At 68.2% G+C, this 14,073-nt stretch carries 15 protein-coding genes and 1 riboswitch; of the genes, 6 read left to right on the forward strand and 9 right to left on the reverse strand.

Annotated features, from left to right (window positions below; translation table 11 throughout):
• Window position 1: 1 nt before the first annotated feature.
• The 9 genes from L0M17_RS14980 to glyA form a co-directional block, all read right to left on the reverse strand.
• Window positions 2-514 carry a hypothetical protein gene (locus L0M17_RS14980; RefSeq protein WP_241054935.1) on the reverse strand — a complete coding sequence of 171 codons (513 nt, stop codon included), beginning with the start codon at window positions 512-514 and terminating at the stop codon, window positions 2-4.
• 95 nt (window positions 515-609) lie between these two features.
• Window positions 610-1,440, reverse strand: coding sequence for an ABC transporter permease (locus tag L0M17_RS14985; RefSeq protein WP_241054936.1), 831 nt, complete (start codon window positions 1,438-1,440; stop codon window positions 610-612).
• Complete coding sequence (locus L0M17_RS14990; RefSeq protein ID WP_241054937.1) at window positions 1,437-2,273, reverse strand: ABC transporter permease; 837 nt, start codon at window positions 2,271-2,273, stop codon at window positions 1,437-1,439. Before L0M17_RS14990 ends, L0M17_RS14985 begins: the two co-directional genes overlap by 4 nt.
• The gene (locus tag L0M17_RS14995; RefSeq protein ID WP_241056468.1) at window positions 2,266-3,207 is read right to left on the reverse strand and encodes an ABC transporter ATP-binding protein; all 942 of its coding nucleotides are present in this window, start codon (window positions 3,205-3,207) and stop codon (window positions 2,266-2,268) included. Before L0M17_RS14995 ends, L0M17_RS14990 begins: the two co-directional genes overlap by 8 nt.
• A 169-nt stretch (window positions 3,208-3,376) precedes the next feature.
• Window positions 3,377-3,745, reverse strand: a complete 369-nt coding sequence (locus L0M17_RS15000; RefSeq protein ID WP_241054938.1) for an SHOCT domain-containing protein — start codon at window positions 3,743-3,745, stop codon at window positions 3,377-3,379.
• Window positions 3,746-3,932: 187 nt separating this feature from the next.
• A complete protein-coding gene (locus tag L0M17_RS15005; RefSeq protein ID WP_241054940.1) occupies window positions 3,933-4,601 on the reverse strand; it encodes a response regulator transcription factor in 669 nt (222 codons plus the stop codon).
• Window positions 4,598-5,785, reverse strand: coding sequence for a sensor histidine kinase (locus L0M17_RS15010; RefSeq protein ID WP_241054942.1), 1,188 nt, complete (start codon window positions 5,783-5,785; stop codon window positions 4,598-4,600). Before L0M17_RS15010 ends, L0M17_RS15005 begins: the two co-directional genes overlap by 4 nt.
• A gap of 204 nt (window positions 5,786-5,989) precedes the next feature.
• The gene (locus tag L0M17_RS15015) at window positions 5,990-6,913 is read right to left on the reverse strand and encodes a bifunctional methylenetetrahydrofolate dehydrogenase/methenyltetrahydrofolate cyclohydrolase (protein ID WP_241056469.1); all 924 of its coding nucleotides are present in this window, start codon (window positions 6,911-6,913) and stop codon (window positions 5,990-5,992) included.
• An 8-nt stretch (window positions 6,914-6,921) separates the two neighbouring features.
• Complete coding sequence (glyA, locus tag L0M17_RS15020; RefSeq protein ID WP_241054944.1) at window positions 6,922-8,214, reverse strand: serine hydroxymethyltransferase; 1,293 nt, start codon at window positions 8,212-8,214, stop codon at window positions 6,922-6,924.
• A gap of 137 nt (window positions 8,215-8,351) precedes the next feature.
• Window positions 8,352-8,442, reverse strand: a riboswitch (ZMP/ZTP riboswitch).
• Window positions 8,443-8,543: 101 nt separating this feature from the next.
• Between glyA and L0M17_RS15025 the strand changes: the two genes are divergently transcribed.
• The 6 genes from L0M17_RS15025 (at window position 8,544) to L0M17_RS15050 (ending at window position 14,027) form a co-directional block, all read left to right on the forward strand.
• On the forward strand, window positions 8,544-9,662 hold the full coding sequence (locus tag L0M17_RS15025; protein WP_241054946.1) for an NAD(P)-binding domain-containing protein: 1,119 nt from the start codon (window positions 8,544-8,546) through the stop codon (window positions 9,660-9,662).
• 10 nt (window positions 9,663-9,672) lie between these two features.
• Window positions 9,673-10,521, forward strand: a complete 849-nt coding sequence (gene purU / locus L0M17_RS15030; protein ID WP_241054948.1) for a formyltetrahydrofolate deformylase — start codon at window positions 9,673-9,675, stop codon at window positions 10,519-10,521.
• Window positions 10,522-10,594: 73 nt separating this feature from the next.
• Entirely contained in the window at window positions 10,595-11,113 is a 519-nt protein-coding gene (locus tag L0M17_RS15035; RefSeq protein ID WP_241054950.1) for a gamma carbonic anhydrase family protein, read from the forward strand.
• A 49-nt stretch (window positions 11,114-11,162) separates the two neighbouring features.
• Window positions 11,163-11,759, forward strand: coding sequence for a hypothetical protein (locus L0M17_RS15040; RefSeq protein ID WP_241054952.1), 597 nt, complete (start codon window positions 11,163-11,165; stop codon window positions 11,757-11,759).
• A 57-nt stretch (window positions 11,760-11,816) separates the two neighbouring features.
• The gene (locus L0M17_RS15045; RefSeq protein WP_241054954.1) at window positions 11,817-12,896 is read left to right on the forward strand and encodes a Gfo/Idh/MocA family protein; all 1,080 of its coding nucleotides are present in this window, start codon (window positions 11,817-11,819) and stop codon (window positions 12,894-12,896) included.
• Between the two features lie 120 nt (window positions 12,897-13,016).
• A complete protein-coding gene (locus L0M17_RS15050) occupies window positions 13,017-14,027 on the forward strand; it encodes a hypothetical protein (protein WP_241054956.1) in 1,011 nt (336 codons plus the stop codon).
• The last annotated feature ends 46 nt before the right edge of the window (window positions 14,028-14,073 follow it).

The following is a 14,073-nucleotide window of genomic DNA, read 5'->3' on the forward strand; positions in this document are numbered from 1 at the left end:
TCTACCCTTCGTCGACGACGGTCCCAGTGACCGGCTCCCCGCCGTCGGGACGCAGCATGTCTCGGGCGTTTGCCGCGGTGATCTGGATGGTCTCGAGAGCTCGAGCGACCTGCTCGGAATCCCTGCCGAGGTTCTCGCGCACGACGCGTTCCTGGACCTGGATGATCTTGAACGAGTGGTCGAGCTTGAGGTCGCGGGCGTCGTCGACGGTCCGTGCCTCGCCGGCCATTTGGGTGCCGCTCATCGACGGCGCACGGCCCCCGAGACGGAGGGCAGCCTCCTCGAACTTCGCCTGCGCGCGGCGCCCGGCGTTGCGGACCGAAACAAAGACGAACACGGCGAACACCAGCCACGCGAGGGAGATGATGGCAACGATCCAACCGATGACCTCATTCCGGTTCGCCGCGAAGAGCACCGCGACAAGGAATGCGAGGACGAGAACGGAGAGGCCCAGCGTGCCGATGCGGATACCCGGGCGCGTGGAGGCAGGGTGTTGGGAGCCGAGAGACTGCATAGCAACCATTCTCCCAGACCAGCCGGGTGCCCTGCCTCCCAACGGACGACGGCGCGCGCTTCCCGTTGGGCTGGGTTGGACGAGCTCGGGCGTGGTCAGCGGAGGAAGAGGGCGCGGAGCCGTCGCGTAGTGAAGGCGAGACCCAGGAGGATCATGACGACGTAGTAGAGCAGGTGGACCAGGGTCAGAACGCTGAACGCGCCCGTGCTGATCTCGCGCATGAGCTCGACTCCGTGCCACAGCGGGAGCGCCTGGACGATCCACTGAACTGGCTCCGGGTAGATGCTGAGCGGGTAGAACGTCGCGGAGAAGAGGAACATCGGGAGCATGACGAAGGTGATGATGTCCATCTGCTGGAACGTCTTCATATAGCTCGTGATGGCCATCCCGAAACTCGCGAAGCCGAACGCGACCATAACCGCCGCGGGGACGAGCAGGAGGGTCCACGGCGTCGTGATGAGGCCCATGACGGCCATGACCCCGGTGAAGCCGAGCGCGTACAGGAAGCCGCGGAACAGTGCCATGAAGATCTCGCCGGCGGCGATATCGAAGGGCCCGAGCGACGTATAGAGCATGCTCTGGTACAGCTTCCCGAAGTGCATCTTGAAGAAGATGTTCCAGGTCGAGTCGTAGATCGCCCCGTTCATTGCGGAGACCGCAAGGAGCGCGGGAGCGATGTATGCCGCGTAGCTGATCGGCGCACCGCTCGGCCCCTGGACCGAGCCCACGAGTCGCCCGAGGCCGATGCCCATGGAGAGCAGGTAGAACACCGGCTCGAAGAAGCCCGAGACGAGCACGACCCAGTTCTGGCTCTTGATGACGCGGAAGCCCCGCTCGATCACGGCACGTGCGTTCCGCGAGTAGAGCGCGCTCAGGGGGCGACGGTCGGGCGCCAGGAGGTAGTCGTCGTCGTGCAGGATGCTCATGCGTCCATCCGCCTCGCATAGTTGCGGCGAGCCCAGATCATGCCCGCAACGCCGAGAGCCGCGAGGTAGAGGACGTGGACAGCGACAAGCCAGAGGGGCTCGGTGGGCCCTACGGTCGCGAGGCGACCGAGCTGATTGCCGTGCCACAGCGGGGAGAGCCAGCCGATCCACTGCATCGGCCGGGGCATGGTCTCGAGCGGGTAGAACGTGCCTGAGAACAGGAAGAGCGGCATGACGATGAAGCGCTGGATCATGGAGAACTGGAAATTCTCCTTGTTGATCCGGGCCGCGTAGGCCATGAGCGGTGTTCCGAACGCCATTCCGGCGAGGACGCCGATGGGGATGATAAGCCATGAGAAGGGGCTCACCGCTGCACCGAACGCGAGCATGATGAGGAAGAACACCGTACACTGCACGAGCAGCCGGACCCCGACCGCCATGACGTGGCCCGCTGCGAGCTGCCCCGGCACGAGCGGTGTGACGTGGGGGCCGTAGTAGATGCGGCGCCATTTGAAGCCGTCCATGACGGGGAACATCATCTCGTTCGCGCACGTCATGACGGAGCTCGAGACGAGCAGGGCGGGAGCTGCAAACGCAAGGTAGCCGACGCCGGCGAAGTGCGCGGTGGGGCTTCGATCGACGATCGAGGCGAGGCCGACGCCCATCGAGAAGAGGTAGAGGAGCGGGTTGCCGACGCTCGTGACGACGATCGTGACGACGTACGCGCGCATGCTGCGCAGCATGTGCTCCATGAAGTAGAACGAGCCCCAGCGACGCGCCTTGGCCGCCGAGACCTCCGGCGCCTGGGCTTCGAGACGGTGGCCCTCAGTCAATGAGGGACCGCCCGGTCAGCCGCAAGAAGACGTCCTCGAGAGAGGCGCGCCGTACGAGCGAGGTGATGGGACGCAGCCCTCTCGCGCGGATGACTTCGAGGGACTCCTCGCCGTTCTCGCTGTACACGAGCACCCGGTCCGGCAGCACCTCGATTCGGTCCCCCGTCCCGTCCAGCTGATCCGCAGCAGCACGGTTGCGATCGGCGCCGAACCGCACCTCGAGCACCTCTCGGCTCGAATGCTTCCGGATGAGTTCCGCCGGTGATCCCTCGGCCATGATCTGGCCTTTGTCGACGACGATGAGGCGATCGCACAGCTGCTCCGCCTCGTCCATGTAGTGGGTGGTGAGGACGAGCGTCACGCCCCGCTCCTTGAGGCGGAAGAGGCGATCCCAGAGAACGTGTCGTGCCTGCGGGTCAAGCCCTGTCGTGGGCTCATCCAGAAGGAGGATCTTCGGGTCATTGATGAGCGAACGTGCGATGGTGAGACGACGTTTCATGCCGCCGGACAGCGAGTCGACTCGGGCCTTCGCCTTGTCCTCGAGCTGGGCGAATTCGAGGAGCTCATCGGCGCGCTCGGCGAGGTAGCTGCGCGAGAGCCCGAAATAGCGCCCGTAGATGATGAGGTTGTCCCGGACACGAAGCTCTTCGTCGAGGTTGTCCTGCTGCGGTACGACGCCCAAGTGCGCGCGGACTTCGGGACCTTGCAATTCCGGGTCGAGGCCCATGATGTCCAGCTGGCCGCTCGTGCGCTGGCTGACGCCGCCGATCATCCTCATCGTGGTCGATTTCCCCGCCCCGTTGGGCCCGAGGAGGCCAAAAGACTCCCCCGCAGGAACGTCGAAGCTGATGCCATCCACCGCGTTGACATCCCCGTAGGTCTTCACGAGATCCCGCGCCGAGATGACCGGCTGCGCGGCACGGGCACTCGTCACCACCGTCCCCCCGGCAACCCCCTGTGCTTCATGCGACACTCACCGCACACTACTCGACAAGCAAGGCCACCGGAAGGGATTCCGGCCATTTTCTGCAACGCATCTTTCAGAAACCGGGCGAGCTGTCCGGGGGCCTCCATTCGCGCTGGGGAAACGTGCTGAGGTCGCGCTAGCCCTGGTAGGAATCGCCGCGGAGCACCTCAAGGCGTTGCCGGTATTCGGTCTCGTCGATCTCGCCACGGGCAAAGCGTTCCCGCAGCACCGATTCGGCGCTCCCAGCAGAGTCAACGCCTGGACGCGCGGCACGGAGGTCGCCTTGGTACGGGCCCGCTTGGTAGGGGCCTTCCTGGTTCGGGCCTGCCTGGTATTGGCCTGCCTGGTACTGGTCCCAGTGACGGCGCCACCAGAAGCGACGACCGATTGTGAAGAACAGCACGATCAGCAGAATCCAGAACAGCGGGATGAGCAGGAACCACGGCCAGAACCAGGGGCCATGCCATGCGGTGTCGGCGGCAACGAGTGCGGGGGTCATGATCATGATGACGACGTCTCCTCGGACAGATCGGCTGACCTTCAGCCGCTGATTCCAGTCTTCTCAAGGCCGGTCCCCAGCGCGTCCGCCAGACGGAGTCACCTGCCGAGAGCGCCTACTCTGCCGGGAGCAACCTCACCTACTCAACAGGCGAGCGCTCAGCAGGCGAGCGCTCAGCAGCCGAGCGTCCGGATCATCCCAGCCACCCGGGCCTGACGAGGCCGGATTCGTAGGCGAGGACCACCAGCTGGGCCCGGTCACGCAGCCCGAACTTGGTCATGGCACGGGAAACGTGCGTTTTGGCGGTCAGCGGCGTGATGTAGAGGCGCGCGCCGATCTCGGCGTTATTGAGCCCATGGCCCACGAGAGCCACCACCTCGCGTTCCCGCTCCGTGAGCTGCGCGACGTCGACCGGCGCCGTGTTCGGGGTCGACGGCCGCTCTGCCGCGAGCCGCTCGAGCAGCCGCCGCGTCACGGACGGCGAGAGCATCGCATCGCCCTCATGCACCGCTCGCACAGCGCGGATCAACTCGTCCGGGTCCGTGTCCTTGACGAGAAATCCGCTCGCTCCCGAGCGGATCGCACCGGTGACATACTCGTCGAGTTCGAACGTCGTGAGGATGATGATCCGCACCCCCTCAGGCTGAGCCTCGAGAATCCGGCGGGTTGCCTCAAGCCCGTCGCCGCCCGGCATACGGATGTCCATGAGCACGACATCCGGCGTGAGCCGTCCCGCCTGAGCAACGGCCTCCGCCCCGGTGCCGGCCTCACCCACCACCTCCATGTCCGGCTCGGCATCCAGAAGCGCCCGGAAGCCCGCGCGGAGCAGCGCTTGATCGTCGGCTATCAGGATGCGGATCACCGGCCGTCCCTCTCGTCGAAAGCTTCGGGGAGCAACGCGCGGACGAGGAGACCGCCGTCGTCCGTCAGGGTCAACGTCCCACCCGCGGCTTCCACGCGCTCCCGCATGCCGCGAAGCCCCGAACCGACGGCCGCACCGCGGAGCCCGGAGCCGTCGTCGTGCACTTCGACAGAGATGCTTCCATCGCGCCGTGCGATCCGCACGTGCACGCGCTGGGCGCCAGCGTGGCGCACCGTGTTGGTGAGGCCCTCCTGCACCACGCGGTAGACGATGCGCTGGAGGGCGGGCGACGGCGGCGGGTCGAGTTCGGCGTCGAGAGTCACGTCGAGACCGGTCCCCCGCGCATCCTCGATGAGCGCCGGGACACGTTCGAGCGGCGCGCCCGGCGTCACCGGCACGTCCTGACGAAGGACGCCGAGCAGCTCGCGGACCTCGCCGAGGGCCTCGTGGCTTGCCTGCTTGATCGCCTCGAGCGCAGGCCGGAGCTCCTCGGGACGACGCTCGGCCAAGTGGAGAGCGACACTCGCGCGGACGTTGATGAGCGAGAGCGAATGGGCGACCACGTCGTGAATGTCCCGCGCGAGGTCGAGGCGTTCCTGGTCTCGAGCCTCACGCCGCCGAGCCTCCCACTCCCTCCGCCGTGCCGCGAGACGCTCGCGACGCACCCGCAGCCCCTCCCCGATCAGCACGACGACGGCGGTCCACGCCGCAACCGCCGCGGGTCGAAGCCAGTCCCCGCTCGGGAGGCCCCACGCAGCGACGCCGGCAATGACGACGGCGCCCGAGGCCCACGTCCAGCGGCGTGCCCCCGCTGCGGTGGCAAAGAGGAACGCGAGGGCGGGCGAAATCAGAACCGGGCCCCACGGATATCCGAGCGCGAAATACACGATCGTGACCGCAGCGACGGCCGCCGCCACCGGGCCCGGCCGCCACCTCAAGGCCAGGAGGAGCGCAGGACCGGCGGCGAGGAGGATGATTCCGACGACGTCGAGTGGGCGCGCCCCGGTCTGGTGGACCGAGGCGACGTGCGTCCCCGCGAGTTGGACGAGGGCGAGGACGATTGCGCCCGCGAGCCGCGCCGGCCACGGAAGGCGACGATGACGCCACGGGCCACTGTGCCAGGAGGACGCGGCTCGCCCGTCGGGCACCAAGCCTTCCCCGTCGTCGTCCTGTCTGGCCCGCATGGTGCCGAGCCTACGCGCCGGAGGCCCGCGCCGTCGTCGGCCGCTCGGCGCACGTGAGCCTACTCCCCAAGGAGCACGCTTCCGCTTCTAACGAGCTCGCCCTCGCGGCCGCCAGCAACGAAGCGGCCCAAGACCACGTCACGCCGTCACCTCCGCAGGGTAACAACCCTGCGGAGGTGACGGCGTGACGGGAGCCGCTGGGGCTCAGGAGGTGGCAGGGGCCTGGCGCTCGGCGGCCTGGCGCTCGGCGGCCTCGACGACGTTGGTCATCAGCAGCGCCACCGTCATGGGGCCAACCCCGCCCGGGTTCGGCGAGAGGTAGCCAGCCACTTCGGCAACTCGGGGATCGACATCGCCGAACACCTTCGGCTTGCCGCCCTCGGGATCGTCCTCTCGGGTCACGCCGACATCGAGCACGGCCGCTCCCGGCTTGACGTTCTCCGGCTTGACGATGTGCTTGACGCCCGCGGCGGCGACAATGACATCGGCCCGGCGCAGGTGCTCTGACAGGTCCTGGGTACCGGTGTGCGTGAGCGTGACGGTCGCGTTGATCGCGCGCCGCGTCAGCAGCAGCGGGATCGAACGGCCGATCGTGACACCGCGGCCGACGACGACGACGTGCTTGCCCTTGAGGTCGTAGTCGTTGCGGAGCAGGAGCTCGATCACACCGCGGGGCGTGCAGGGCAGCGGAGTCTCGATCGGGTGGTTCACATTGAGCACGAGCCGCCCGAGGTTGGTCGGGTGGAGCCCGTCCGCGTCCTTCGCCGGGTCGATCCGCTCGAGGATCGCGTCCGTGTTGAGGTGCTTCGGCAGCGGGAGCTGCACGATGTATCCGTGGCAGGCCGGGTCGGCGTTGAGCTCGTCGATCAGCGCCTCGACCTCCTCTTGGGTGGCGTCCGCGGGCAGCGCCTTCTGGATCGAGTTCATCCCGATCCCGACCGACTGCTTGTGCTTCATCCCTACGTAGAGCTGCGAGGCCGGGTCAGCACCCACGAGCACCGTCGCGATTCCCGGGGTGATGCCCTTGGCCTTCAGCGCCGCGACCCGCTCGGAGAGTTCGGCCTTGATGGCTGCCGAGGCGGCCCTTCCGTCGAGGACGACTGCGCCAGTCGAAGCAGTGGAGGTCATGGACGCGCTCACCACTCCTCGTGGCCCGGGTACAGCGGGAAGTCGTTCGCGAGCTTGTCGACGCGAGCCCGCAGGGATTCGAGGTCCGCTCCGCCCTTGAGCGCGGTGGCGATGATGTCGCCGACCTCTGTGAACTCGTTGGCGCCGAAGCCGCGCGTCGCGAGCGCAGGGGTTCCGATGCGCAGGCCGGAGGTCACCATCGGCGGACGCGGGTCGAACGGGACGGCGTTGCGGTTGACGGTGATGCCCACGGCGTGGAGCAGGTCCTCGGCCTGCTGGCCGTCCAGCTCCGAGTTGCGGAGGTCGACGAGAACGAGGTGGACATCGGTGCCGCCCGTGAGCACGGAGACGCCGGCTTCCGCGACGTCCTGCTGGTTGAGGCGGTCAGCGATGATGCGGGCGCCCTCGAGCACGCGCTCCTGGCGCTCCTTGAACTCCTCCGAGCCCGCGATCTTGAAGGCCACGGCCTTGGCTGCGATGACGTGCATGAGCGGGCCGCCCTGCTGGCCCGGGAAGACGTTCGAGTTGAGCTTTTTGCCGAACTCCTGCTTCGCGAGAATCACGCCCGAGCGGGGACCCGCGAGCGTCTTGTGGACGGTCGAGGTGACGACGTGCGAGTGCGGCACGGGGCTAGGGTGCAGGCCAGCGGCGACCAGGCCGGCGAAGTGCGCCATGTCAGTCCAGAGGTACGCGCCGACCTCGTCGGCGATCGAGCGGAACGCGGTGAAGTCGAGGTGCCGCGGGTATGCGGACCAGCCCGCGATGATGACCTGCGGGCGCTCGGCGAGGGCCTGCTCGCGGAGCTTGTCCATGTCGACGCGGAACGTGTCCTCCTCGACCTGGTACGCGGCCACCTGGTAGAGCTTGCCCGAGAAGTTGAGCTTCATGCCGTGCGTGAGGTGGCCGCCGTGGGCGAGGGAGAGGCCGAGGATCTTGTCGCCCGGATTGATGAGCGCGGAGAGGGCTGCGGCGTTGGCCTGGGCGCCCGAGTGCGGCTGGACGTTCGCGAACTCGGCGCCGAACAGGGCCTTGACGCGGTCGATCGCGAGGTTCTCGGCGACGTCGACGTATTCGCAGCCGCCGTAGTAGCGGCGGCCCGGGTAGCCCTCGGCGTACTTGTTCGTGAGAACCGAGCCCTGTGCTTCCATGACGGCTCGGGGCGCGAAGTTCTCGGACGCGATCATCTCGAGCGTGCCACGCTGGCGCCCGAGCTCCTGGTCGAGGACGGCGGCGATCTCAGGATCGACGTCGGCGAGGGGAAGGTTGCTGACGGAGGACACGGTGGGATTCGCGGTGGTCACGGGATCTCCTGGATTTGGGCTCGGCGTGCTACTGGTCAGGCTACCGGCCGTTTCGCCCGTGCCGGAACTGGATGGCGGGGCATGACGGCGCAGCGTGCTCGACCCCCGGCCCAGGCGTACGACCCGTGGTGTCCCGTTCGCGCCGCCTCCCCAGAGCTGAAGCCCTTCGGCGGTGACGCTTGCCGCTCCCCGGTGGTGATCCACCCAACGCCAGTCGCGACCACGTCAGTCTACCCCGCGGACGGCGTGGGAATAGGCGGGCTGTGCGGGAACAGAGGGCGCTGTGGTGTGGTTACATCGATTGTTGACACGTCAATGGAGAGAGCTTGATGGAGGCGCCGAGGACCGTGCTGAGGACTGTGGTGATCGGCGCAGGGCAGGCCGGCCTGAGCGCGGCCTACTGGCTGCAACGCCGAGGCCTCCGGCCGTGGGAGGACTTCGTCGTCCTGGACGGCAACGACGGGCCGGGCGGCGCGTGGCGTCACCGGTGGGACTCCTTGACGTTCGACGCCGCACACGGCCTCCACCCGCTCTCCGGGCTCCCGCTCGAGGCGCCCGACCCTGCGGAGCCGAGCTCCGCCGTCGTCAGCCGCTACTTCGGCGAGTACGAGCGCACCTTCGGGCTGCCCCTCGAGCGGCCCGTCCGAGTCACCTCCGTGACGAGGGAAGCGGACGACGACGGCCCACTCCTCGTGCACGCGGCGGACGGTCGGGTGTGGCACGCGAGGTCGGTCATCAGCGCCACGGGCACGTGGGACCGGGCCCACTGGCCGCGCTACCCCGGCCAGGAGACGTTCCTTGGGCGTCAGCTCCACACCCACGACTTCGTCTCCGCCGAAGAGTTCCGGGGCCAGCGCGTCCTGATCGTCGGCGCCGGGACGTCGGCCCTCCAGTTCCTCCTCCAGCTCGACGCGGCGGGGGCAACGACGTTCTGGTCCACACGCCGCGCCCCCGACTTCCGCAAGGCGCCCTTCGACGCGGACTGGGGCATCGCCGTCGAACGCGGGGTCAACGAGCGCACGCGCGCCGGCCTGCCGCCGCTCAGCGTGGTCGCGGCTACCGGCCTCCCGCTCACCGAGCAATACCGCGACGGGATCGAGCGCGGCGTGCTGGTCTCCCTCGGGCCGCTTGAACGGCTGACTCCGGACGGAGCCGTGCTCGCGGACGGAACCGAGCTGCGGCTCGATGCGATCCTCTGGGCCACGGGATTCCGGGCCTCTCTGGGGCACCTTTCGCCGCTCGGGCTCCGCGAGCGCGGTGGCGGGATCCTCATGGCCGACGACGGCGTGAGCGTCGTGCGGGAGCCCCGTCTGTTCCTCGTGGGGTACGGCGCCTCGGCATCGACCGTAGGGGCGACCCGGGCCGGCCGCGCCGCAGCGCTCGCCTCCCTGCGCCGGCTCGAGGCCGTGCGCCGGCCCGAGAACCTTGAAGCGTCGCGCAGCGCTTAACCTATACAGCGTGGCACCCAACTCCTTCATCGTGACGCTTTCCTGCCCTGACCGCCCGGGGATCGTGCATGCCGTATCCGGCGCTCTGCTCGAAGCAGGCTGCAACATCTCCGAATCGAGGCAGTACGAGAGCCGTGAAACCGGCACGTTCTTCATGCGGGTGACCGTCGCGACGTCGGCACCCCAAGAAGAGCTCGAGGCGTCACTCGCGCCCGTGGCCGAGGCGTTCGACATGAAGCTCGGCATCTTCAGGGACGGCGAGCGCGTGCGCACCCTCATCATGTGCTCGAAGGACGGCCGCACCCTCAACGATCTCCTCTTCCAGCAGCGCTCCGGGGCGCTGCCCATCGAGGTGCCCGTCATCGTGTCGAACCACACCGAGCTCGCGCCGATGGCGGAGTTCTACGGAATTCCCTTCGTGCACCTGCCCGTGACCTCCGGCACGAAGGCGGAGGCCGAGGCCAAGCTGCTTGCGCTCGTCGAGGAGCACCAGATCGAGCTCGTGGTGCTCGCGAGGTACATGCAGATCCTCTCCGACGACCTCTGCCGCGCGCTCGAGGGGCGGGCGATCAACATCCACCACTCCTTCCTCCCCTCCTTCAAGGGGGCGAAGCCGTACCACCAGGCGCACGCGCGCGGCGTCAAGATCATCGGAGCGACCGCGCACTACGTGACCGCGGACCTCGACGAGGGGCCCATCATCGAGCAGGAGGTCATTCGGGTGGACCATTCGAAGACTCCTGAACAGTTCGTGCAGCTCGGCCGGGACGTCGAGGGCCGGACACTGTGCCGCGCCGTCCAGTGGCACGCCGAGCACCGCGTGCTGCTCGACGGGATGCGGACGGTCGTCTTCGACTGACTCGTTCCCGTGTCCCAGACCCGGGCACTCGCGCGAGGTGACCCCAAATGCCCGCGCTGGATAGTCTGGGCTCATGCCTGTCATCGACTTCGGGGGCTCGAGCCCTGACATCCATCCGAGCGCGTTTGTCGCACCGACGGCGAGCATCATCGGCGACGCCCATCTGGCAGAGGATTCGAGCGCGTTCTACGGCGTCTCGGTTCGCGCCGACACCGCGACGATCCGAGTCGGTGCCGGCAGCAACCTCCAGGACAATGTCGTCCTGCACGCGGACGCCGGCTTCCCGTGCACGCTTGGCTCGGGCGTCTCGGTGGGGCACAACGCCGTCGTCCACGGGTGCACGGTTGAGGACAATGTGCTCGTCGGGATGAGCGCGACGATCATGAACGGTGCTGTGATCGGCGCCGGCTCGCTCGTCGCCGCCGGTGCCGTGGTCCTCGAGGGCACCACAGTCCCGCCCCGCTCGCTTGTCGCCGGGGTTCCGGCGAAGGTGCGGCGCGAGCTGACCGACGAGGAAGTAGCCGGGGTGCATCGCAATGCCGAGCACTATCAGGAGCTCGCACGGGCGCACCGAGAGGCCAACGCCGGCTGACACGAGCTGCCTCTGGGCGGCCGACGGCGCTACTGGCACCATAAGGCGCATGGGCTTCTTTCCGCCGGTACCAGATGCCGCTCCCGCACGTCCGCCGCAACCTCAACATCCCGAGTGGTTCGCGCCGCCGCCGCTTGAGATGCCAGCCGTCGTGCCACTCGAGGCCGTCCTCGCTCAGACTGACCGCGTCACCCTCGCAGTCGAGTGCGCGAGGGTCTACGCGAACGGGGCGACTTTCGACGTCCGGTGCGTGCGCCGGCGCGCCGATGAGTCTGACCGTGAGTGGGCGGTTCAGGCCCACGAACGCATGGGAATCGGCCATGCTGCTCTCGGGGATCCCACGAGCCTCAGGTTCGGGATCCTGTACCCCGACGGCAGCAAGGCCCTCACCGAGGCGCGGCCGGCTTTACCGATCACCGAGACCCCGGCTCCGCGGGCTGTCCTGCGCCAGGCGAGCGGCAGCGGTTCCGGAGGCGAGCAGGAGCGGACAATCCAGCTCAGCCTCTGGCTCTGGCCCCTCCCCGAACCGGGCCTGCATCGTCTTGTAGCGGAGTGGCAGGCAGCTGGAATTCCCGAGTCGTCCCTTGAGTTCGACGGCGCCCTCCTCCGCTCCGCAGCCCAGCGCGCGCGGCCGTACTGGACCTGATCCCCCAACCGGCTGTGCCCTGATGAGGCGGTGCAGCCGCGTGCAAGGATGGGACGCATGACCCGCCATATCGAGCGTTCATGGCTTTCGCTCCAGGACAGCACCGACCCCATCAGGCCGACCGGCCGGCCACTCAACTGGGGCGTCGTCGCGACGGGAGGGATCGCGCGCACGGTAGTCCGAGACCTCGCGATGCTCCCGGACGCGACCCTGCACGCGGTCAGCTCGCGTTACGCGGACAGGGCGGAAGAGTTCGCGCGCGAGTTCGGTTTCCGGCGGCACTACGCGGACGACGGCGGCGTGCACGGCTACGTCGCGCTGGCGCAGGATCCGGACGTCGATGTCGTGTACGTCGCGACCCCGCACGCTCAGCACTACGAAGTGGCGAAGGCTGTCATCGAAGCGGGCAAGAACGTCCTCGTCGAGAAGGCCTTCACCATCAACGCGCACGAGGCACAGGAGCTCCTAGACCTCGCCCGCGCGCGTGGCGTCTTCCTCATGGAGGCAGTGTGGTCCCGGTTCCTCCCTTCGATCCAGCGGGCCTTCGAGATAGCCGAGTCCGGTGAGCTCGGGGACGTCCAATGGGTCTCGGCGGATCTGGGCTTCCCCGCTCCGAAGGACCCGATGAACCGGATCTGGGCCATCGGAGCCGGCGGTGGCGCCCTCCTCGACCTCACGGTGTACCCCCTCCTGTGGCCGGTCGGGACACTGGGGTTCCCCGACTCGCTCACGGCCCTCGGCACCCTCAACGCAGAGGGGGTCGACGAGCAGAATGTCCTCGCCCTCGGCTACAGCGGCGGTCAGCTCGCGACGCTCACGTCGTCCCTTCTCGCGCACGGCCCCCGAATTGCCACGGTCGCGGGCTCTGAGGGCGTCCTGACTACCGTGGGAGGGATCAACAATCCCAGTGAGCTCAGGGTGCAACGGGGATGGGACCCGGCGCGCACGGAGACGTTCGACGTCGTCGGACGCGGCTACGTCTACGAGCTGCGGGAGGTGACCCGCTGCATCCAGCAGGGTCTCAGCGAGAGCCCGACGATGCCGTGGTCACACTCGTTGAGCACCATGCGTCTCTTCGACGGCTTTCGCCAACAGCTCGGCATCCGCTACCCCAACGACGATCGCGCGAGCCGCTGATTCCTTCAGCAATTCCCTGGAAATTCTCGCGACCCTGTCTTCCCCCGGTCAAACCTGTCACATACCATGACCATCACTGCGAGCGTTTCAACCGGTCCTTCACACTGGGGAGGAGGGGGCATGCGGTTGACACCAGAGGCGCGACAGCGCGTCCTCTCCCTCGCGCGGCACGCGGCTGTTGCCGCCGGGCTGGGCGTTGGGTGGCTGCTGTTGGGGGGATCGTCTGCGTCCGCTTCGTCGGACCCCGCCCCTCCCCTTCCCGTGTCATCGCAGGTCCTTGCGTCGCCGGTGACGAACGCCCCGGTCGAACTGGCGGCGCCGGTCGTCAAGCCTCTGGCAGCGGCGCTCCCGCCCGTGTCGGCGGTGCAGCAGTCCTCGCGGCAGCTGCAGACAGTGCAGGAGGCAGTGCCGCAGGCCCAGGAGGCAGTGCCGCAGGTCCAAGAGTCGGTTGCTTCCGCAGTCGAGAGCACGACGACGACGCTCGGCTCGGCCGTTGCCGCCGCACCCTCCGTCGTGGCCCCGGTTCTCCAAGGTCCGCTCGAGCCCCTCGAACCCGTCGTCACGCACAGCGCCTCGGGGCTCGGCCAGAGCGTCGCCCAGGTGGGCAAGGCCGTCTCTGACACCGCTGCCTCACCGGCCCCGGTCTCGCTTCCAGACACTCAAAACCTAGTACCAGCCGCTGTCCCCAAGCCGACAGCTCCCCCGCTTACGGCGGGTTCGGCGGATGTCCCGAATCCTTCTGCTGACGTACAACTCACGGACGCGCCGACGGCAAGTGCACCCGCTGCGGTGGCTCCCGCCGTCGAACTCTTCGCTGGCCTCGGCGCAGTCTACGCCAGCCCGGACTGGGCTGGCCTCTCAGTTCCAGCAGCGGTGCTGCAGAGCCTCGGCACAGTAGCTCTGGCGCCGCTCGACGCTCCCCCTCTCGCGCTGCCCGACGCCCCGCCTGCAACTCCTTCGGATTCGGGTGCGGGCGGATCCGGCGGCCCGATCTCTCCGGTGCAGGGAAACGCGTCCCTCGCTGCGGAATTCCTGCTCGCCCCGCTCTTCATCCTCTTGGGCTGCATCCGGTCCCGGCGCGGCCTCGTGCCCGCGTCGCCTACCTTCGATCCCGGCTCAACCCCCGACTGACTGGGGGACGGGTCTGCCCCAAGCGCGGCAGACAAGACCGTCCCAG

Origin of the sequence: Sinomonas terrae, assembly GCF_022539255.1 — a bacterium.
Classification (GTDB): Bacteria; Actinomycetota; Actinomycetes; order Actinomycetales; family Micrococcaceae; genus Sinomonas; species Sinomonas terrae.

What these genes read in the sequence shown, in the direction of transcription:
- L0M17_RS15010 (WP_241054942.1), bottom strand. Translation starts at nt 5,785, where the DNA reads ATGCGGGCCAGACAGGACGACGACGGGGAAGGCTTGGTGCCCGACGGG.
- L0M17_RS15025 (WP_241054946.1), top strand. Translation starts at nt 8,544, where the DNA reads ATGGAGGCGCCGAGGACCGTGCTGAGGACTGTGGTGATCGGCGCAGGG.
- L0M17_RS15040 (WP_241054952.1), top strand. Translation starts at nt 11,163, where the DNA reads ATGGGCTTCTTTCCGCCGGTACCAGATGCCGCTCCCGCACGTCCGCCG.
- L0M17_RS14985 (WP_241054936.1), bottom strand. Translation starts at nt 1,440, where the DNA reads ATGAGCATCCTGCACGACGACGACTACCTCCTGGCGCCCGACCGTCGC.
- L0M17_RS15015 (WP_241056469.1), bottom strand. Translation starts at nt 6,913, where the DNA reads ATGACCTCCACTGCTTCGACTGGCGCAGTCGTCCTCGACGGAAGGGCC.
- L0M17_RS15045 (WP_241054954.1), top strand. Translation starts at nt 11,817, where the DNA reads ATGACCCGCCATATCGAGCGTTCATGGCTTTCGCTCCAGGACAGCACC.
- L0M17_RS15035 (WP_241054950.1), top strand. Translation starts at nt 10,595, where the DNA reads ATGCCTGTCATCGACTTCGGGGGCTCGAGCCCTGACATCCATCCGAGC.
- L0M17_RS15000 (WP_241054938.1), bottom strand. Translation starts at nt 3,745, where the DNA reads ATGATCATGACCCCCGCACTCGTTGCCGCCGACACCGCATGGCATGGC.
- L0M17_RS14980 (WP_241054935.1), bottom strand. Translation starts at nt 514, where the DNA reads ATGCAGTCTCTCGGCTCCCAACACCCTGCCTCCACGCGCCCGGGTATC.
- L0M17_RS15050 (WP_241054956.1), top strand. Translation starts at nt 13,017, where the DNA reads ATGCGGTTGACACCAGAGGCGCGACAGCGCGTCCTCTCCCTCGCGCGG.